General features: G+C 75.4%; 17 protein-coding genes. 8 read left to right on the plus strand and 9 right to left on the minus strand.

The features are described 5' to 3' along the window. Positions 1-46: 46 nt before the first annotated feature. Positions 47-226: a hypothetical protein gene (locus tag ACFVVU_RS33555; protein ID WP_355376106.1), complete on the plus strand. Its 180-nt coding sequence runs from the start codon at positions 47-49 to the stop codon at positions 224-226. Between the two features lie 73 nt (positions 227-299). Here the strand turns inward: ACFVVU_RS33555 and ACFVVU_RS33560 are convergent, their stop codons facing one another. Together ACFVVU_RS33560 and ACFVVU_RS33565 are read right to left on the minus strand one after the other, a co-directional pair. Next, a complete protein-coding gene (locus ACFVVU_RS33560; protein WP_387793827.1) occupies positions 300-1,499 on the minus strand; it encodes an alpha/beta hydrolase family protein in 1,200 nt (399 codons plus the stop codon). A 145-nt stretch (positions 1,500-1,644) separates the two neighbouring features. Next, on the minus strand, positions 1,645-2,928 hold the full coding sequence (locus tag ACFVVU_RS33565) for a DUF5685 family protein (RefSeq protein WP_387793828.1): 1,284 nt from the start codon (positions 2,926-2,928) through the stop codon (positions 1,645-1,647). A gap of 129 nt (positions 2,929-3,057) precedes the next feature. On the opposite strand from ACFVVU_RS33565, the gene ACFVVU_RS33570 reads away from it, so the two are divergent. After that, a complete protein-coding gene (locus ACFVVU_RS33570) occupies positions 3,058-3,621 on the plus strand; it encodes an XRE family transcriptional regulator (protein ID WP_355376098.1) in 564 nt (187 codons plus the stop codon). Next, a complete protein-coding gene (locus tag ACFVVU_RS33575; protein WP_387793829.1) occupies positions 3,618-5,180 on the plus strand; it encodes an MFS transporter in 1,563 nt (520 codons plus the stop codon). The genes ACFVVU_RS33570 and ACFVVU_RS33575 overlap by 4 nt, the downstream gene beginning before the upstream one ends. Positions 5,181-5,228: 48 nt before the next feature. Here ACFVVU_RS33575 and ACFVVU_RS33580 read toward each other — a convergent pair whose 3' ends face one another. Further along, positions 5,229-6,683 carry a DUF2252 domain-containing protein gene (locus ACFVVU_RS33580; RefSeq protein WP_387793830.1) on the minus strand — a complete coding sequence of 485 codons (1,455 nt, stop codon included), beginning with the start codon at positions 6,681-6,683 and terminating at the stop codon, positions 5,229-5,231. A 209-nt stretch (positions 6,684-6,892) separates the two neighbouring features. On the opposite strand from ACFVVU_RS33580, the gene ACFVVU_RS33585 reads away from it, so the two are divergent. Next, complete coding sequence (locus tag ACFVVU_RS33585; RefSeq protein ID WP_387793831.1) at positions 6,893-7,294, plus strand: DUF2809 domain-containing protein; 402 nt, start codon at positions 6,893-6,895, stop codon at positions 7,292-7,294. A 7-nt stretch (positions 7,295-7,301) separates the two neighbouring features. Here ACFVVU_RS33585 and ACFVVU_RS33590 read toward each other — a convergent pair whose 3' ends face one another. Further along, positions 7,302-8,084 carry an SGNH/GDSL hydrolase family protein gene (locus tag ACFVVU_RS33590; RefSeq protein WP_387793832.1) on the minus strand — a complete coding sequence of 261 codons (783 nt, stop codon included), beginning with the start codon at positions 8,082-8,084 and terminating at the stop codon, positions 7,302-7,304. Positions 8,085-8,418: 334 nt separating this feature from the next. Here ACFVVU_RS33590 and ddaH point away from each other — a divergent pair, with 334 nt between their 5' ends. Further along, on the plus strand, positions 8,419-9,246 hold the full coding sequence (gene ddaH, locus ACFVVU_RS33595) for a dimethylargininase (RefSeq protein ID WP_380687226.1): 828 nt from the start codon (positions 8,419-8,421) through the stop codon (positions 9,244-9,246). Positions 9,247-9,389: 143 nt separating this feature from the next. On the opposite strand, the gene ACFVVU_RS33600 is transcribed toward ddaH, so the two are convergent. The 5 genes from ACFVVU_RS33600 to ACFVVU_RS33620 form a co-directional block, all read right to left on the minus strand. After that, positions 9,390-10,064, minus strand: coding sequence for a lactate utilization protein C (locus ACFVVU_RS33600; protein WP_387793833.1), 675 nt, complete (start codon positions 10,062-10,064; stop codon positions 9,390-9,392). Then, the gene (locus ACFVVU_RS33605; RefSeq protein WP_380687230.1) at positions 10,061-11,518 is read right to left on the minus strand and encodes a lactate utilization protein B; all 1,458 of its coding nucleotides are present in this window, start codon (positions 11,516-11,518) and stop codon (positions 10,061-10,063) included. Before ACFVVU_RS33605 ends, ACFVVU_RS33600 begins: the two co-directional genes overlap by 4 nt. After that, positions 11,515-12,264: a (Fe-S)-binding protein gene (locus tag ACFVVU_RS33610; RefSeq protein WP_387793834.1), complete on the minus strand. Its 750-nt coding sequence runs from the start codon at positions 12,262-12,264 to the stop codon at positions 11,515-11,517. Before ACFVVU_RS33610 ends, ACFVVU_RS33605 begins: the two co-directional genes overlap by 4 nt. A gap of 173 nt (positions 12,265-12,437) precedes the next feature. Next, positions 12,438-13,652, minus strand: a complete 1,215-nt coding sequence (locus ACFVVU_RS33615) for a globin domain-containing protein (RefSeq protein ID WP_387793835.1) — start codon at positions 13,650-13,652, stop codon at positions 12,438-12,440. 167 nt (positions 13,653-13,819) lie between these two features. Continuing rightward, entirely contained in the window at positions 13,820-14,299 is a 480-nt protein-coding gene (locus ACFVVU_RS33620; protein ID WP_387793836.1) for an RrF2 family transcriptional regulator, read from the minus strand. A gap of 338 nt (positions 14,300-14,637) precedes the next feature. Between ACFVVU_RS33620 and ACFVVU_RS33625 the strand changes: the two genes are divergently transcribed. The 3 genes from ACFVVU_RS33625 (at position 14,638) to ACFVVU_RS33635 (ending at position 17,815) form a co-directional block, all read left to right on the plus strand. Next, entirely contained in the window at positions 14,638-16,389 is a 1,752-nt protein-coding gene (locus ACFVVU_RS33625) for a hypothetical protein (protein ID WP_387793837.1), read from the plus strand. Further along, positions 16,389-16,826, plus strand: a complete 438-nt coding sequence (locus tag ACFVVU_RS33630) for a hypothetical protein (protein WP_380688302.1) — start codon at positions 16,389-16,391, stop codon at positions 16,824-16,826. Before ACFVVU_RS33625 ends, ACFVVU_RS33630 begins: the two co-directional genes overlap by 1 nt. Positions 16,827-17,038: 212 nt before the next feature. Next, positions 17,039-17,815 (plus strand): SAM-dependent methyltransferase, encoded by a 777-nt coding sequence (locus tag ACFVVU_RS33635; RefSeq protein ID WP_387793844.1) that lies wholly within the window; start codon positions 17,039-17,041, stop codon positions 17,813-17,815. The last annotated feature ends 71 nt before the right edge of the window (positions 17,816-17,886 follow it).

Genomic DNA, 17,886 nt, shown 5'->3' on the forward strand with positions numbered 1-17,886 from the left:
CCGCTCCGTTTATCCGACGTTGATCGTCAGGCCCTACCGTCGGGGCATGAACGAGGGAACGACGGTGGACCGGGGCGTGCGGGCCCCGGCCGAGGGCGGCCGGATGACGGCCGAGGACGCGGACCGCTTCCGGGTGCTGCTGGCCCGGCTGGAGGACTCGCTGGCGGCGGACCGCCGCACCGGGGTGGTTCCGGCGGCGAGAACGGCGCCGGGCCGCGATGGATGAGCACCGCCCGGCCGCGCGCGTCGCGGTGCTGCCGCTGTGGCAGCGCGGCGCGCGGACGGGCGGCGACCGCGGGCTACTTGGTGAAGCGCACCTCGGGGAAGGCGCGCGAGGGCCGGTCGAGCAGCGGGGCCGGTCGGCCGAGCAGGTGCCGGTCGAAGAACGCGCCCAGGTAGGCGCGGGTGGCGGCGAGCGCGCGGTTCCCGTTGATGGTGCCGAAGCTCTCCCGGTAGGTGTCCGGGGGCAGTTGGTCACGCAGGCCGAGGTTGTCGACCAGCCAGTGCTCGTCGGAGAACGACAGGTGCCCGGCGGTGGGCATCTCCACCCAGTAGCGGGGGCCGGTGAACCGCTTCCAGTTGTCCTCCCAGTTCTGGGTGGCCTCCGGTGAAGCGCCGACCCCGGCGCTGAACAGCAGGGCCGGGCGCCCGGTGTCGTCCCCTGCCGGGATCCAGATGCTGCCGTCCAGGTTGGCGGCGGCCTTGATCCGCGGGTCCTCGCGCATCGCCTCCAGGGCGGCCGCCCCGCCGAGCGAGTGCCCGGCGGCGCCGACCCGCGAGGCGTCGATGCTCAGGCCGCGGACCGGGCCGCCGTGCCCCGGCGCGGTCAGCTTGTCGAGCACGAAGCGCAGGTCGGCAGCCCGGGCGCGGGAGGACTTCGCGCCGAACTCCGGGTCCTTCCCCTCCAGTCCGCAGGCCAGGCAGGACTCGATCCGGCCGTCGGGGAACTCCACCGAGGTCTCGTAGGTGGAGTCGACGGCGGCCACCGCGTAACCCCGGGCGGCGAACTCCTCGCCGAGGGCGGTGAGCGTGCTGCGGCTCATCCCGAAGCCGGGGGAGAGCAGGATCAGCGGGTGCCGTCCGGCGGCCGGCCGGGCGTCGGCCACGGCGTTGGTCCGGATCGTGGCGGGCTCGTCCAGGTCGTACAGGGCGCGGGACAACTTCGGCGATATGTAGGGCGCGTGGGCGCCGCGGGGCGAGTCCGCCGGGTACCAGAAGGTGGCCATCAGCTCACGCGTCGGCGCGTCGGCGCGCCACGGGTCGGGGCGGCTCGCGTCGACCAGGCGGACGGACGCCGTCCCGACCGGCCGGTGCGCGGTCGGGGCGGGCACCAGCGGCCTCGCGGAGTGGGCGGTGCCGCCGGCTGCGGCGGCGGCCACGTTCAGGGGTGCGGCCGGGGCCGCGCCGGCCAGCGCGGTGGCCGGTCCGGCCAGCGCGAGGACCAGGGTGGTGGACATGATCGTCAGGGCGGCGGAACGCCACCGTCGGTTCTTCGACATGACGCCACGTTAGGTTCGCCCGGGCCATCGGCACGTCGCTCCGCCGGTGGAGCGCCGGTACGCCGCGAGGGGGAGCCGGACCGGTCCCGGGCACGCCGTCCGGCGCGGTCCGGCTCCCCCTGGGGGCGTGCCCCGGCGGTGGTGCTCAGCAGTCGCAGCCGCAGTCGCAGCCGTCACAGCCGTCGCAACACCCGCCGCAGCAGCTCGCGTTCTCCCCGCAGCACTGGCACCCGTCGCAGCAGCACTCGCCGATGTCGCAGCAGTCGTGCCGGGCGCAGAAGCCCTCGCGGGGTTCGCCGGAGAACGGGTCGTTGTGGTTGCAGCAGAGCAGCTGGCAGGTGCAGGCCATCAGCGCCCACGCGGCGCAACCGGCCAGCAGGTTGCGGCCGTTCGGCGGCGGCGCGCCGGGCGGGGTGAAGCCGGGGCCCTGCGGAACCCACGGCGGGACCGGTGCTCCGGGCTCCTGCGGCGGAGCCTGGTCCGGGTCCTGCTGCGGCGGTGCCTGGTACGGGTTGGCGGCGAGCGGGGTACCGCCGCCGTCCTTCGCCCCGGTCCGGCAGGCGGTGTGACCGGCCCGGCCGAAGACCCGCTCGACGGCGCGCTCGGTCTCGTGCGCGAGCAACACGTGCACCAGGGTGCGGTCGGCCAGTTCGACGTCCCGCAGGGCGAGCCGGATGCCGTGCACGGCGTCCCGGCAGAGCCGCTCGGCCTCGGCGCGGTCGGTGCCGGTGGCGCTCAGCGGGTTCCAGGCGCCGCTCGTGGCGTCGGCGTGCTGGTCCTCGGCGGCGTCCAGCAGGTGCGCGAGCCGGCCGAACAGCCGGCCCGCCTCGGCCAGCGGCGCCGCGTTCCCGGGCCGGCCGGCCAGCGCGGCGGTGTGCGCGAAGGCGGCGGCGGTGGCGGTCTCGGTGGGCTCGGTGACCAGCAGCACCGAGCCGCCGACCGGCAGCGCGCGCTCCAACTCGCCCTGCCGGGCGGCCGCGTCGAGCAGGACGGCGGTGTCGAAGCCGACCACCGAGGCGCTGCCCGCGCTCTTGCGGTCCCAGCGCCGGGCGACCGCCCGGGCGCCCGCCGCCACGGACCGCCGGGCGAAGACGCCGTCCCGGTCCTCCACGTGGTCGCGGATCTTCACCGAGGCGAGCGCCAGCGAGACGGCGGCGGCCAGCCGGGCGCCCTCGCCCTGCGCGACGGAGGCGGTGCGCATGCCGCGCAGCGGACACGGCCCGGCGGTGCGCCGCCCGGCACCGTCCCCGGTGGCGGCCTGCGCCTCGACCAGCACCGAGATGATCAGCCCGTCGTAGTTGGTGGCGGTCCGCGCCAACTGCCCGTGGTCGTCCCGCAGGGCCAGGCAGAGCCCGCAGAGGTGGGCCATCCAGCCGGCCTGCAGCCGCTCGGACAGGCGGTGACGGCAGGGTCTGATGATGCCGAACATGTGGTTCCCCCGTGTTTCGCGTGGGCCGTCGGCCCGTGATCGCGCACATCATATGATCGCCCGCTCGATGCCCCGGAACCCTCGACGGACCGGCCGGGCCATTCCCGGATCCGGGATAGCATCACGGATATGGGAATCGACACGGCCGCCGACGAGCGGCTGGCGGAGCGGCTCGCCGAGTTGCGGGTCGAACGCGGATGGACGCTGGAGGAGTTGGCGCGGCGCGCGGACGTCAGCCGCTCGACGCTCTCGCGGGTGGAACGGGCCGAGGTGAGCCCGACGGCGGCGCTGCTCGGGCGGCTCTGCGCCGTGTACGGGCGGAGCATGTCCCGGCTGCTCGCCGAGGTGGAGGCGGCGCCCGCGCGGCTGGTGCGGGCGGCCGACCAGCGGGTCTGGCGGGACGAGGCGACCGGGTTCGTCCGGCGCTCCGTCTCGCCGCCGCACGGCTCGCTGCGGGCCGAGGTGATCGAGGGACGGCTCCCGGCCGGCGGCGACATCGCCTACGACAAGCCCTGTGACACCGGCCGGGAGCACCACCTCTGGCTGCTGGAGGGCCGCTTGGCGCTCACCGTCGACGGCGCGGAGGAACTGCTGGAGGCCGGTGACTGCCTGCGCTTCGTCCCCGAGACCACCCGCTTCCGCTGCCCCGGCCCGGACGGCGCCCGCTACGCGCTGGTGGTGGTCGAGCCATGAGCGGGCGGGGCGCGGGCGGCCTGGACACGAGCGGGACCGCCGCGATACCCGGGCCGCCGTCGGCCAAGGAGAAGTTCGACGCGGCCGGGCGGCGGGTCCTGCTGGTCTGCGTCGCCGGCGGTTTCACCACCCTCATCGACCAGTCGGTGCTCAACACCTCGATCCCCGCGCTGCGCGAGTCGCTGCACGCCCAGCCCGCCCACCTGCAGTGGATCGTGGCCGGCTACTCGCTCGCCTTCGGCCTGGCCCTGATCCCCGGTGGGCGGCTCGGCGACGTACGTGGCCGCAAGTGGTTCTTCGTCGGCGGCCTCGCCCTGTTCACCCTGGTCAGCCTGGTCTCCGCGACCGCCACCGAGCCCTGGGTGCTGGTCGCCTCCCGGCTGCTCCAGGGCGCCGGCGCCGGACTGGTGAACTCCCAGATGATCGGCACCATCCAGGACGTCTTCCGCGGCCAGCTGCGGGCCAGGGCGCTCGGGATGTACGCGGTCACCGGCGGCCTCGCCTTCGCCCTGGGCCCGCCGATCGGTGGAGCGGTGCTCGCCGCCGTCGGGCCGGAGCACGGCTGGCGGCTGAGCTTCCTGCTCAACGTCCCGTTCGGACTCGCCACCGTGGTGCTGGCGGCCCGGCACCTGCCGCGCCCGCGCCCCAGCACCCGCGGCGCCGACCTCGACCTGGTCGGGCTGCTGCTGGTCGGCGCGCTGACCCTGGCGCTGATGCTGCCGTTCGTCCAGCCGCCCGGCTGGGCGGGCTGGCTCGGCTTCGCCGCCGCCGCGGTCCTGTTGCTGGCCGCGCTGGCCCGGTGGCAGCGCCGCTTCGCCCGGTCCGGCGGCCAACCGCTGATCCACCCCGCGCTGACCCGCTCGGCGCCGTACGCGCTGGGGACGGCGGTGGCGATGGCCCAGTTCGGCTCCTCGCTGGCGGCCGGGCTGGTGCTGACCATGTTCCTGCAGGACGGGCTCGGCCTGTCGCCGCTCGGCGCGGCCCTGGTGGCGCTGCCCTCGGCGGTCGCGATGGGCTTCGCCTCGGCGTTCGCCTGGCGGGTGGTGCAGCGCTTCGGCCGGCGGACCGTCACGGCGGGCATGACCGGCTCGGCGCTGGTGATGCTGGTCGGCGGTCTGGTCGCGCTGCGGGCGCCGGCCGGCTGGCTGCCCGGGCTGCTCGCGCTGCTGCAACTGCTGGGCGGCGCCTCGGTCGGGCTGATGGGGGCGCCCAACCAGGCGTTCGTGCTGCGGCACGCGCCGGCCGAGGCGGCCGGGGTGAGCGGGGCGATCCTGCAGATGGCGCAGCGGATCGCGGCGGCGGTCAGCGTCTCGGCGCTCTCCGGCGTCTATCTGCGGGCGACCGCCGGGGGCGGCGGGCACCGGGCGGCGTACGCGTGGGCGAGCGGTGTCTGTGCGGCGCTCGCCGCGCTGGCGGTGCTGGCCTCGGTGCTGGCCGGCCGGGCGACGGCGCGCGAGGAGAAGGCCCGTGAGGAGGCGGCCCGTGAAGAAACGGCCCGCGCCGGCGGACCCGCGGAGACGCCGGACGCGGTACGCGAGGGGACCCGGGCGTCCGGCTGAGCGAGGCCCGCGGGCCGGGCCCGGACGCACCGGGCCCGGCCCCGCCGGTCAGATGCCGTGCTCGGCCGGGAGCCGGCCCGACCGGATCGCGGCCACCAGGTCGGCGTGGTCGGCCTCGGTGCGGTCCGCGTAGGCGACCGCGAACGCCGCCACCGCCTCGTCCAGCACCTCGGTCTTGCCGCAGTAGCCGCTGATCACCCCCGGGTCGGCGGTGTGCGCGTGCGCGCGGGCGAGCAGGGCGCCGGTGATCCGGGCGTAGTCGTCGAGCTGGGCGGGCAGCAGCGCCGCCGGGTCCACGCTGCCCTTGCGGTTGCGGAACTGCCGTACCTGGTAGGGGAGGCCGTCCACCGTCGTCCAGCCGAGCAGCGGGTCGCTGACCACCTGCATCCGCTTCTGGCCGAGCACCACCCGGCGGCCCTCGTGGCTGTCGGGCGCGGTCACCGGGTACCCGGCCCGGGCCAGGTGGGGCAGCAGCACCGACGGCCGGGCCTCCTTCACCTGGAGCACCAGCGGCTGCTCGCGGTGGTCGGTCAGCAGCACCACGTACGAGCGGGTGCCGACGCTGCCGGTGCCCACCACGCGGAACGCCACGTCCTGCACCCGGTGCCGGGTCAGCAGCGGGTGCAGCTCGGCCGGCACCGTGCGCACGTACGGGCCGAGCGCGGTGGCGACCGCCGTGGCCGTGCCGTCGGCCACCTCGCTGAGCACCGGCGGCGCGGCGGTGAACCGCCAACCGCCCTCCTCCGAGCGGACGGTGGACTTCGCGGCGAAACGCGCGCCGGTGTTGCGCAGCGCCTTGGCCGCCACCCGGTCCAGCACCTCGGCCAGGTCGTGGGCCTCGGTGAAGGAAACCAACTGCTCGTCCGCGACGGCGTTCCAGGCATCCAGCGCCGACAGCTTGGCCAGCGTGCGCATGGTGCGGCGGTACGCCCCGGCCGCGTCGAAGGCGGCCTGGCGGGCGGTCGCCTCGTCCGCGCCGACCTCCCGGCCGGCCAGCACCAGGCTCGCGGCGAGGCGCTTGAGGTCCCACTCCCACGGGCCGGGCACGGTCTCGTCGAAGTCGTTGATGTCCATCACCAGCCGGCCGCGGGCGTCGCCGTACAGACCGAAGTTGGCGGCGTGCGCGTCGCCGCACAGCTGGGCGACGGTGCCGCTGGTCGGCGTGGTGGCGAGGTCGGCGGCCATCAGGCCGGCCGAGCCGCGCAGGAAGGCGAACGGGGTGGCGGACATCCGCCCCAGCCGGATCGGCACCAGCTCGGTGAGGCGGCCCGCGTTGGAGGCCTCGATCGCCTCGACGGCGGTCGGCCGGTCGGCGGCCGCGGTGAACGCGGCGTGCTGCTCGCGCGGGCTGCCGGAGCGCAGGGCCTTGCCGCGCGCCCGGGCGCCGCCGTCCCGGCCCGGCGCGAAACCCTCGACGGTGAACCGCCGCCCGGGCCCCCGCTGGGCCCCCACCCCGTCCGCCGGTATCCCGGCCCCGATCACCGTCTCGGTCAGCTGCGTCACTGCGCCCCGCCCTGTTCTGAGTCGTTCCCGCCCGCGACCTGCACGGACCCGGCCCCGTACGGGCCGGCCAGCAGGCTACCGGGCCGCCTGCGCGGCCTTTCGGCAGGGAGGGACGCGGGAGGAGCGGCAACGGTTCCGGGCCTGCCGAGGCGGTTCGGGGTGTGGTGGTGAACGATCTCCGGTGCTGGTGGGCGGGTTAGGGTTCGACGGTGGACGATCTTCGGGGGCGGTGGGCGGTTCGTGGTGCGGCCGTGGTGGCGGCCGGGCTGACGGTGGCGGCGGGGCTCGGGGTGCGGGCGGTGGGCGGCGGGGACGCCGCCAAGTACGCGGGCGACGCCCTCTACACGGTGCTGCTGTACACCCTGGTGCTGCTGCCGGCACCGCGGTTGCGGCCGTGGCCGGCGGCGGCCTGGGCCGCCGGGCTGAGCTGGGCCGTCGAGCTGTTCCAGCTCACCGGCGTGCCCGACGACCTCGCCCGGCGCAGCACCCTCGCCCGGCTGGTGCTCGGCTCCACCTTCAACCCGCCGGACCTGCTCTGGTACCTCGCCGGTGCGGTCCTGGCCGCCCTCGCGCACCTGGGCGTGAGGGCGGCGTGCCGACAGATTGCCTGACGGATCGTCAGAGCGGCATCAGCTCGGGCCGCTTGGCCTCGACGTGGTCGCCGGAGGACTCGCCGCGCAGCCGGCGGCCGACCCACGGCAGCAGGAACTCGCGCGCCCACTGGAGGTTCTCCCGGCGCAACTCGGCGGAGGAGACCGCCGGGGCGGACGGCCACGGGGCCTCCGGGTCCTGCTCGGTGCGCAGGCCCAGCGAGCGGGCGGCCAGCAGGGCGACCCGCTGGTGGCCCTCGGGGGACAGGTGCAACCGGTCTTCGCTCCAGGCCCGGCGGTCCTGGACGGCCCGCAGCGACCAGAGGTCGGCCACCTTGCAGCCGTGCCGGTCGGCGACCGCCCGCATGTGCCCGTTGTAGGTGGCGATCTTGCCACGCAGGTGCTTGAACAGCGGCACACCACGGGTGTCGAAGCCGGTGCAGATCAGCACCGTGCCCGCCGAGTCGGCGAGTTGGGCGACGGCGGCCTCGAAGCGCTCGGCGACCTCGTCGGGGTCGCTGCCGGGGCGCAGGATGTCGTTGCCACCGGCACAGAAGGTGACCAGGTCCGGCTGGATGCGGCGGACCTCGGGCACCTGCTCGGCCACGATCTGGTCCAGCAGCCGGCCGCGCACCGCGAGGTTCGCGTACTTGAATCCGCCCGGCGGCCGGCCCGCGGCGAGCAGTGCCGCCAGCCGGTCGGCCCAGCCGGCGAAGGCACCGTCGGCGGCGGGGTCGTTCAGCCCCTCGGTGAAGCTGTCCCCGAGGGCGACGTACGAATCGAGGTCAAGAGTCTCCTGGAGGTTCGGCATGAAAGAGATAGTTCACTGTCTGAAGTGACCTACGCCACCGTAGGTGGCCGGTAGCGGTACGTGAGATCGGCCACGTGCCGTGGTGCGCGCCCTCGTGCGCCCGGTGCGCGCGGACCGGCGCGCCGGGTGCGCGGGGGGACTGCGCCGCCGGATCGGCCTGCCCGGGTGTGCGAACGGTCCGTTCGGGGCAGCCGCCCTCTGGGCCGACGGGCGCCGGCGGTGGACGCCGCCGACCCCTGTCCGTGGTCGCGCCCCGAGTCCCGTCCCGAGTCCCGTTCCGAGTCCCGTCCCGAGTCCCGTTCCGATTCACGCCCCCGATGGCGGAGGTCGCCGCATGCCCACCCGATTCCCGGAGCGCACCGCGAAGCCGCGGCGCTATCTCATGTGCCGTCCGACGTACTTCACCGTCGAGTACACCATCAACCCGTGGATGGACCCCGCGCGGCCGACCGACACCTCGCTCGCCGTCCGCCAGTGGGAGCGGCTGCGCGCGCTGTACGAGGAACTCGGCCACACCGTGGAGCTGATCGACCCGGTGCCCGGCCTGCCGGACATGGTCTACACGGCCAACGGTGCGACCGTGGTCGACGGCCGGGTGCTGGTCGCGACCTTCCGGCACCCGCAGCGCGCCGCCGAGTCGGCGGCCCACGCGTCCTGGTTCCGGGCCGGCGGCTACCGCGAGGTGCGCCAGGCCGGGTACGTCAACGAGGGCGAGGGGGACCACCTGCTGGTCGGCCGCCGGGTGCTGGCGGGCTCGGGCTTCCGCACCGACCCGGCCGCGCACGCCGAGGTGCGGGAGGTGTTCGGCCGGCAGGTGCTCGGCCTGGAGCTGGTGGACCCGCGCTTCTACCACCTGGACACCGCGCTGGCCGTGCTCGCCGACGACCAGATCATGTACTACCCGGCGGCGTTCACCCCGGACAGCCAGGCGCTGCTGCGCAGTCTCTACCCGGACGCCGTCCTGGCCGAGCGGGAGGACGCCGAGGCCTTCGGCCTGAACGCGGTCTCCGACGGCCGCCGGGTGCTGCTCCCCGAGGCGGCGAAGGCCCTGGCCGCCCGGGTGGCCGAGGCCGGCTTCGAGCCGGTGCCGGTCGACCTCTCCGAGCTCTTCAAGGGCGGCGGCGGCCCCAAGTGCTGCACCCTGGAGCTCCGCCCGTCCTGACGCCGGCCCGCCGGGGCCCGTACGGTGGCCGGTCGGCGACGAACGGTGCGCGGGCCCCGGACGGGCGCGAGGTCCTGCGGGAGGCGGCCGACCCGGTGGCGGCGGTCGCCGGGGCCGGACGGGCGCTGAGCGCGTTCTGACGGTCAGCCGCCGTCCGTCACCAGGACGACTTCCAGGGTGCGGGGGCCGTGCACGCCCTCGACGCGGCTGAGTTCGATGTCGCTGGTGGCCGAGGGGCCGGAGATCCAGGTCTGCGGGCGGGTGGGGTCGAGGCGGGGGAGGGCCAGCGGGACGGAGGCGACCACCTGCTCCGGGGCCAGGACCACGCAGACGTGGTGGTCGGGGACGAGCGTGAGCAGTCGGCGGCCCTGGGCCGGGCCGGCGTCCAGCACCAGGGTGCCGGTCTCGGCGATCGCCAGGGCGCAGCCGGTGAGCACGCTGTCGACCGTGTCCAGCAGGGCGGCGGTCAGCGGGCCGTCCGGGCCGTCGTCCGGGAGCGGGCGGGCGCGGGTGACGGCGAGCCAGGCGGGCGGCAGGCCGGGCGGGACGGCCACGGTGCGGGTGCCGCGCGCCTCGAAGAGGGCGGCGAGCAGCAGCGGCAGCCGGTCGGGGGTGCAGCGGTGGACCAGGGCGCGGTAGTCGGCGAGGTGGTGCTGCAGCAGGTCGAGCAGCGCGTCGGGGTCGTCGGCGGGGACGTGGCTGCGCAGGTAGTCGCGCGGCACGGGCGCCTGCTCCGGCGTACCGGCGCGCACCGCAGCGCGGATCCGGGCGAGCATCAGGGCGCGCGAGCCGGCGCCCGGGGGCTGAGGGGTGCTCATGTCCGGTTCCTCCGCCACCAGTCGCGGAACGGTTCGGGCGGGACGGCCGGCAGCTCGCGGGTGTCGGTCCAGGCCCGGCCGGGGCCGGGGAGCCGGTGCGGGTGGAGCCGGCGGGTGCGGGCGGCGGCCCGCTCGGCGGCCCGCAGCAGGGCGGGGCGGTCGAGTACGTAGGTGGCGGCGGCCATGGCGGCGCGCTCCAGCCGGTGGCCGCGCTGCCCGGCGACCCGTTCGCGCAGGTGGACCAGGACCTCGGGGATGTCGATGGCCACCGGGCAGACCTCGTAGCAGGCCCCGCAGAGTGACGAGGCGAACGGCAGGGAGGCGTCCAACGGATCACGGGTGCCGCGCAGTTGGGGGGTGAGCACGGCGCCGATCGGCCCCGGGTAGACCGAGCCGTAGGCGTGTCCGCCGGCCCGCTCGTAGACCGGGCAGACGTTGAGGCAGGCCGAGCAGCGGATACAGCGCAGTGTCTGGCGGCCGACCTCGTCGGCGAGCGCGTCGGTGCGCCCGTTGTCGAGCAGGACGAGATGGAACTCCTCGGGCCCGTCGCCGTCCGGGCCGTCGGCGTGGGTGCCGGTCCAGAGCGAGGTGTAGGGGTTCATCCGCTCGGCGGTGCTGGAGCGGGGCAGCACCTGCAGGAAGATCTCCAGGTCCTGCCAGGTGGGCAGGACCTTCTCGATGCCGACCACCGAGATCAGGGTGCGCGGCAGGGTCAGGCACATCCGCCCGTTGCCCTCCGACTCGACGACCACCAGGGTGCCGGTCTCGGCGATCATGAAGTTGGCGCCGGAGACGGCGACCTCGGCCCGCAGGAACTTCTCCCGCAGGTGCAGCCGGGCGGCCTCGGCGAGTTCGGCGGGCGCGTCGGTGAGCCCGTCGGGGGCCGGCCGGCCCCAGTCGGCCATCCGCCGGGCGAACACCTCCCGGATCTCGCCGCGGTTGCGGTGGATCGCCGGGACCAGCAGGTGTGAGGGCCGGTCGTCGCCCAACTGGACGATCAGCTCGGCGAGATCGGTCTCGTAGGCGCGGATGCCGGCCTCGGCCAGTGCCTCGTTGAGCCCGATCTCCTGGGTGGCCATGGACTTGACCTTGACCACCTCCCGGGCACCGGCCGCCCGGACCAGGGCGGTGACGATCCGGTTGGCCTCGGCGGCGTCGGCGGCCCAGTGCACGGTGCCGCCCGCGGCGGTCACCTTCTCCTCCAGCCGGACCAGGTGCCGGTCGAGTTCGCGCAGGGTGCGGTCCTTGACGGCCTTGGCGGCGGCCCGCAGCTCGGCCCAGTCGGCGAGTTCGGCGACGGCGCGGGCCCGCTTCTCCCGGATGGTCCGGGTGGCGTGCCGCAGGTTGCCGCGCAGCCGTTCGTCCCGCACGGCCCGCTCGGCCGCCTGCGGGAAGGTGACCTGCGGGGAGACGCCCGGCGGGAAGCCGGGCATGCCGAGGAAGGTTCCGCTCACGACGCCGCCCGCCAGGGGTCGGCCTCGGTGCTGGCGAGGATCTCGGCGAGGTGCAGCGGGCGCAGCCGCGCGCCCTGCCGGGCCAGGGTGCCGCCGAGGTGCAGCAGACAGGAGTTGTCGCCGCCGCACAGCACCTCGGCGCCGGTGGCCAGGGCGTTGGCGGTCTTGTCGGCGGCCATCGCGGCCGAGACCGCCGGGTTCTTCACGGCGAAGGTGCCGCCGAAGCCGCAGCACTCCTCGGCGCCGGGCAGCTCGACCAGCTCCAGGGCCCGGACGGCGCGCAGCAGCCGCAGCGGGCGGTCGCCGAGGCCGAGCAGCCGCAGGCCGTGGCAGGAGGGGTGGTAGGTCACGGTGTGCGGGAACCACGCGCCGACGTCCTCGACGCCCAGCACGTCGGTGAGGAACTCGGTCAGCTCGTGCACCCGGGGCGTCAGCTCGGCGACGTCCGCGGCGAGTGCGCCGCCGGCGCGGGCGGCGATCCGCGGGTGGGCGTCGCGCACCATGGCCACGCAGGAGCCGGAGGGCGCCACCACGTGGTCGTACCCGGCGAAGGCCCGCACGGTGCGGCGGACCAGTGGTTCGCAGGCCCTGATGTAGCCGCTGTTGTACTGCGGCTGGCCGCAGCAGCTCTGCGCGGGCGGGAAGCCGACCTCGACGCCGAGGCGTTCCAGCAGCCGGACGGTGGCGATCGCGGTGGAGGGCAGCAGCGCGTCGTTGACGCAGGTGGCGAACAACGCGACGCGCAACGGTCCTCCCGTACGGGTGGGGCTCTGCCGGTGCCGGTCCGGGCGGACCTGCCGGTGATCGTACCGAGCCGCCGGCCCGGGCGGTGGGGCACCACGCCGGGCGCGCCGCCCCGGACGGGGGCCGGGGCGGCGCGGGGCAGGTGGGCCCGCCGGGGTGGCGGGCCCACCGGGGGTCAGGCGTCCTGGCCGAGCCAGAGGTCCGGGCCGAACACCTCGTAGTGGATGTCCGCCGCCGGGACGCCGGCCGTGAGGAGCTGGCCGCGGACGGCGCGCAGGAAGGGCAGCGGGCCGCAGAGGTAGGCGGTGGTGCCCGCCGGGACCTCGACCGAGGCCAGGTCCACCAGGCCGGTGCGGTCGGCCGGCCAGTCGCCGAGCGGCCGCTCGTAGAACACGTGGCTGGCGGCGTTCGGCAGCTTGGCGGTCAGCTGGGCGAGGTCGGCGCGGAAGGCGTGCGACAGCTGGTCGCGGTCGCCGTGCACGGTGACGACCCGGCGGGTCGAGCCGGTGGCGGCGAGCTTGGCCAGCATCGCGGTCATCGGGGTGTTGCCGATGCCGGCCGAGGCGAGCAGCACCGGGCCGTCGCCGTCGGCGAGGGCGACGTCGCCGAACGGCGGGGCGATGTCGAGGACGTCGCCGGCGCGCAGGGTCTCGTGCAGGTGGTTGGAGACCTCGCCGTCGGGGCCGCCCGCGGCCTCGGCGGTGGCGCGCTTCACGCTGAACTGGAGCACGCCGTCCGGGGCGCCGGAGAGGCTGTACTGGCGGATCTGGTGGGCGCCGTCCGGGAGTTCGGCGCGCACCGAGACGTACTGGCCGGGCGCGGCCGGCGGCAGCGGCTTGCCGTCGGCCGGGCGGACCAGGTAGGTGGTGACGTCCTCGGTCTCCTGGTGGCGGGCCACCACGGTGTAGGGGCGCCACAGGTCGGCCGGGTCGAGGCCCTGGGCGGCGGCGGACTCCTCGCGCAGGCGGTCCTCGATGGCGATGAGCGCGTTGGCCATCAGCCAGTAGACCTCGTCCCAGGCGGCCGCGACCTCGGGGGTGACGGCCTCGCCGAGCACCTCGACGATGGCGGCGAACAGGTGCTCGTGGACGATCCGGTACTGGTCGTTGGTGATGCCGACCGAGACGTGCTTGTGGGCGATGCGGGCGAGCAGCGCGTCCGGGCGGCTGTCCGGCGCGGCGATCAGCGCGGTCGCGAAGGCGGCTATCGAGCCCGCGAGCGCCTGCCGCTGGCTGCCGTTGGCCTGGTTGCCACGGTTGAAGAGGTCGCGCAGCAGCTCCGGGTGGGCGGCGAACATCTTCTCGTAGAAGAGCGGCGTGATGTCGCCGATCGCACCGCCCACGACGGGCAGGGTGGCTTCGACGACCTCGGCGGACTTGGCGGACAGCATCGAATGCACTCCAAACTGGAATCTGAGAATCGTATTTTCGGCCGTGCGGAAGCGCGGACCGGCGTGGGGAGGTGACGTGGTGCGACGGTGGGGCCGTGCGGTGGGGTGGTGCGGTCCTGCGGACGGTGCGGTACCGCGGGTGGTGCGTCGGGGTGTGCCGGAACGCGTCAGCCGGTGGGGCCGGCGACGGGTTCGGGTCTCGGGGCGAGACCCGGTCTCAGGGTGAGGTCGAGCAGGACGGGCCCGGTCGGCGTGGACACCAGGTCGCCGATCGAGAGCGGGTCGAGGGTGGCGTAGAACGCTGCCTGCGCGGTGCGCAGTGCCCCGCGCAGCCGACAGGACGACCGCAGCGGGCACGGTGGATCGTCCTCGCAGCCGACCACGTCACCCACCCCTTCCAGTTCGCGCAGCAGCAGTCCGAGCGAACCGGTACGACCGGCGGTGGTGAGGGACAGGCCCCCGCCACGACCGCGCCGCGCCGTCACCACGCCCAGGTGCTGCAGCCGGCTGACCACCTTGGCGGCGTGGGTGTACGGCACGCCGACCGCCTCGGCCACCTCGCGGGTGGTCGGGTTGGCCTCCTCGTCGAGGACGGCCAGCCGCATGGCGATGCGGAGGGCGATGTCGGTGCTCTTGGTCAGCCTCACGTTCGAAAAGCTATCGAATGCGAATCCAGAACTCCAATTTCTTGCACGCACCACCCGGCGGAGCCGAACCGTTACCCGCGGTCGCGGTCCGGAGGCTGTCCGCAGGGAAGGTCAACTGCTTTACTGGCCGAGCTCGTTCGCCGGAACAAGGCCTGGGGAATGGGGACATCATGGACAGTGGCACCCCACCGCCACCTCCGCCACAGGGACCACCGCCGACTCCACCACCGCGTCCGTCCGCCCCGCCGCCGGGGTACCCGCCGTCCGCGTCGATCCCGCTCGGGCCGGTCCGGCCCCTGCCGCAGGACGCGACGGTCCGGCCGATTCCTCCGCCCACCGTGCCCGCCGCCGCCGTGGCCGCCGCGCCCGCGACCGCCCCGCCCGCCGTACCGGCGACGCCCGAGAACCTGCTCCACCAGGCCGGCCCCGTCCCCGGCGACGCCACCCGCTACCTGTGCGCCGCCGCCTGGCTGGACCGGCGCTTCCGCGCGGAGCTGATCGAGGAGCTGGTCGAGCAGTCCTTCCGCATCCCCGCCCCCTCGCCCGGCACCGATCTCGTCCGGGTGCTGCACGAGGCCCTCACCGCCCGCCGCTGGGAGGCCTGGACCGGCGCCGTCTGCCTGCTCCTGCTCGTCCTCGGCGTCCCGCTGTTCGGTGTCGCGGCCGGTACCGTCACCCTGCTGCTGGTCCTGCTGCTCGGCCTGGTCGGCGGCCTCGGCACGCACCGGATGGACCACCGGCTCGGCCTGGAGGTCGAGCGGCTGGTGATCGCCCCGCGCGCCCCGCGCCGCACCGGCCCCGGCGCCACCCTCACCACCTGGATCGGTCGGCTGCTCGTCCTCGCGGTCCTGCCGGCGGTCGCCCTGGGCCTCGGCCTGCGGGACCGGCTGGACGACGTCGACCCGGACCTGCTCGGCGGCGCCGGGTACGCGTTCGTCGAACTGCTGCTGCTCTGGCTGACCGCCGCCGTCCTGCGCTACCGGATCAGGCGCCGGCTGGCCGCGTTCGCCGACCCCGGCGGCGCCGCCGTCCCACCCCCGGAGCCGAACGGCGTCCGGGCCGCCCTGCTGTACGAACGGCTGCGCGAACAGCAGAGCGGACCCGAACTGCTCTACCGCCGGCAGGCCCCGCTGGTCGGCCTCGGCCGGGCCGGCCGCACCTGGCGGATGACCTTCGAGCTGCGTCCCTCCGCCGAACGCGCCGCCCGGGGGCGGGCGCCCGAACCGATCGACGCCACCGTGCTCTACCGCACGATCGCCCAGCGGGTGCGCGCCCTGGCCGAGGACCCGCGCTATCCCGAGGACCCGCTGCGCGGACTCTCCGTCACCGACCGGGTGTTCCGGCCCAGTCTGCGCGGCGACGACCCGGCGGGCTGGCTCGGCGCGATGTCCGGCCACGCCGGCGACGCGGTGCTGCTCGAACCCGCCTGGGCGGACCTGCTCAGCCGCACCGGCCACGAACGGCTGCGCCACTACCTGGCGATCCGGGTCGGCTCCTGGCAGGAGGAAGTGGTGATCACCGTGCTGGTCCGCGCCAGCACCCGCGGTGGACTGCTCTACCTGGAGTGGCTGCCCTATGTGCTGGAGCCGGTCGCGCAGGCGTACCACGTGGTCGACCTGCTCGGGCAGCGCTCCGCAGCGGCCCACGCCGCGAACGCGCTCGGCTGGGCCGCCCGCCGTCTCGGCGGTGACATCGGGATCGCCCTCGGCCAGCTGGGGGAGGTCCGGGCCTCGCGCGGCCGGGCCGCCCGGCTGCGGCGCCGCTACCGCTACCTCACCCGCGCCGGCTACGCGGTCGACTACGCGCCCCGGCTGAGCGTGCGCGAGCTCGGCGCCGGCGGCGAGTACCAGAACATGTTCCAGTCGCACGACGTGCAGCGCTTCCTGAACACCGTCACCCAGCGGGTGTTCAGCGCGGTCGGCGACGAACTGCGGGCGCGCGGCTACGACAGCGCGGCGTTCGAGGAGCAGGCCCAGGGCATCACCAACGTCAACAACGGCGGCGTCCAGGTGGTCAACTCCACCGTGCACGGCCCGGTCGCGGGCGGCGCCGGCGCGAACGTCGACATGAGCAAAGGGAAGGGGAAGTGATGGCTGATCAGCCTCCCGGCCAGGCCGGCCCGCCGGCCGGCGGCAACTGGAACGACGGCGGCGTCCAGGTGGTCGGCTCCACCGTGCACGGCCCCGTGGCCGGCGGCCGGGGCGCCACCGTGTCGATCGGCGACGGCGCCGCCGGAGCGGCGGTTCCGCCCGGCCCCGAGGGGCTGCGGACGGCGGCCGGGGCGCTGCGGACCGCGCTCGCCCGGCTGCGCGCCGAACAGCCGGGCGCGGTGTCCGAGGAGGACGCCGAGGACGCCGACGCCGCGCTCGCCGGCATCCTCGACGAGGCGGCCCTCGACGAGCCCCGCGAGGGCCCGCTGCGCCGCCGGGTCCGCACGGTGGCCGACGCGCTGCGCGCGGTCGCGGTGCTCGCCGCGGCGGTGAGCGGTCTGGAGGCAGCCTTCGCGGCGCTGTTCGGGCAGAGCTGAGGCCCCGACGGGCCGTGATGTCCCGGGTTACGGTTACCATGCGCACGAAGGCGTTCCGCCAGCGGAGTTGACGCGGGCGAAACGCGGACGTGGCACGGATGGAACGTCAACGGGGAGATCGGGAGGGGCGGCACATGTCGCGTGCTGACTGGGTGTCGGGAGAGCGGTCGGGAGGGCCTGGCGAGGACGGCTGGACGGGGGTCGATCTGCGGATGGACGTGCCGCACTCGGCGCGGGTGTACGACTACCTCATCGGCGGCAAGACCAACTTCGAGCCGGACCGGGCCGCCGCGCACGCCTCCGTGAAGGCCTGGCCGGCCCTGCCGACCTCGATGCGCAGCACCCGCAGCTTCATGGAACGGGTGGTCCGCCGGCTCGCCGAACAGCACGGCGTGCGGCAGTTCCTGGACATCGGCGCGGGCATTCCCACCTCGCCGAACGTGCATGAGATCGCCCAGGCGGTGGCGCCGGAGTCGCGGGTGGTGTACGTCGACAACGACCCGATCGTGCTGACCCACGCCCGGGCCCTGATGTCCAGCCGCCCCGAGGGCCGCACCGCCTACCTGGACGCCGATCTGCGGGACGTCGACGCGATCCTGGACTCGCCGCGACTGCGCGAGGTGCTCGACCTCACGCAGCCGGTGGCGCTCTCGCTGATCGCGATCGTGCACTTCGTGCTGGACGAGGACGACCCGCAGGGCATCGTCCGCCGTCTGATGGACCGTCTGGCGCCGGGCAGCTTCCTGGCGTTGAGCGTGTTCACGGGCGACACCGACCCGGTCGGCGTCGGCGGGGTGGGCCGCGAGTACAACACCCGGGGCATCCCGCTGCAGATCCGCGACCGGGCCGAGACGCTCGCCTTCTTCGAGGGCTACGAACTGCTGGAGCCGGGCGTCACGCTGGTCCACCACTGGCACCCGGAGCCGGGCACCGCACCGGTCCGGGACCAGAACATCGCGATGTACGGCGGTGTGGCCGTCAAGCGCTGATCCGCCCGGCCGGGACGTCCCGGCCACCGCCCGCCCGACGGCGCCGCCGCCCACCCGGCAGCGCCGTCGGG

Source organism: Kitasatospora sp. NPDC057965 (assembly GCF_042887135.1).
Taxonomy (GTDB): Bacteria; Actinomycetota; Actinomycetes; order Streptomycetales; family Streptomycetaceae; genus Kitasatospora.

What these genes read in the sequence shown, in the direction of transcription:
- ACFVVU_RS33575 (WP_387793829.1), top strand. Translation starts at nt 3,618, where the DNA reads ATGAGCGGGCGGGGCGCGGGCGGCCTGGACACGAGCGGGACCGCCGCG.
- ACFVVU_RS33600 (WP_387793833.1), bottom strand. Translation starts at nt 10,064, where the DNA reads ATGAGCACCCCTCAGCCCCCGGGCGCCGGCTCGCGCGCCCTGATGCTC.
- ddaH (WP_380687226.1), top strand. Translation starts at nt 8,419, where the DNA reads ATGCCCACCCGATTCCCGGAGCGCACCGCGAAGCCGCGGCGCTATCTC.
- ACFVVU_RS33590 (WP_387793832.1), bottom strand. Translation starts at nt 8,084, where the DNA reads ATGCCGAACCTCCAGGAGACTCTTGACCTCGATTCGTACGTCGCCCTC.
- ACFVVU_RS33565 (WP_387793828.1), bottom strand. Translation starts at nt 2,928, where the DNA reads ATGTTCGGCATCATCAGACCCTGCCGTCACCGCCTGTCCGAGCGGCTG.
- ACFVVU_RS33570 (WP_355376098.1), top strand. Translation starts at nt 3,058, where the DNA reads ATGGGAATCGACACGGCCGCCGACGAGCGGCTGGCGGAGCGGCTCGCC.
- ACFVVU_RS33630 (WP_380688302.1), top strand. Translation starts at nt 16,389, where the DNA reads ATGGCTGATCAGCCTCCCGGCCAGGCCGGCCCGCCGGCCGGCGGCAAC.
- ACFVVU_RS33615 (WP_387793835.1), bottom strand. Translation starts at nt 13,652, where the DNA reads ATGCTGTCCGCCAAGTCCGCCGAGGTCGTCGAAGCCACCCTGCCCGTC.
- ACFVVU_RS33555 (WP_355376106.1), top strand. Translation starts at nt 47, where the DNA reads ATGAACGAGGGAACGACGGTGGACCGGGGCGTGCGGGCCCCGGCCGAG.
- ACFVVU_RS33560 (WP_387793827.1), bottom strand. Translation starts at nt 1,499, where the DNA reads ATGTCGAAGAACCGACGGTGGCGTTCCGCCGCCCTGACGATCATGTCC.
- ACFVVU_RS33635 (WP_387793844.1), top strand. Translation starts at nt 17,039, where the DNA reads ATGGACGTGCCGCACTCGGCGCGGGTGTACGACTACCTCATCGGCGGC.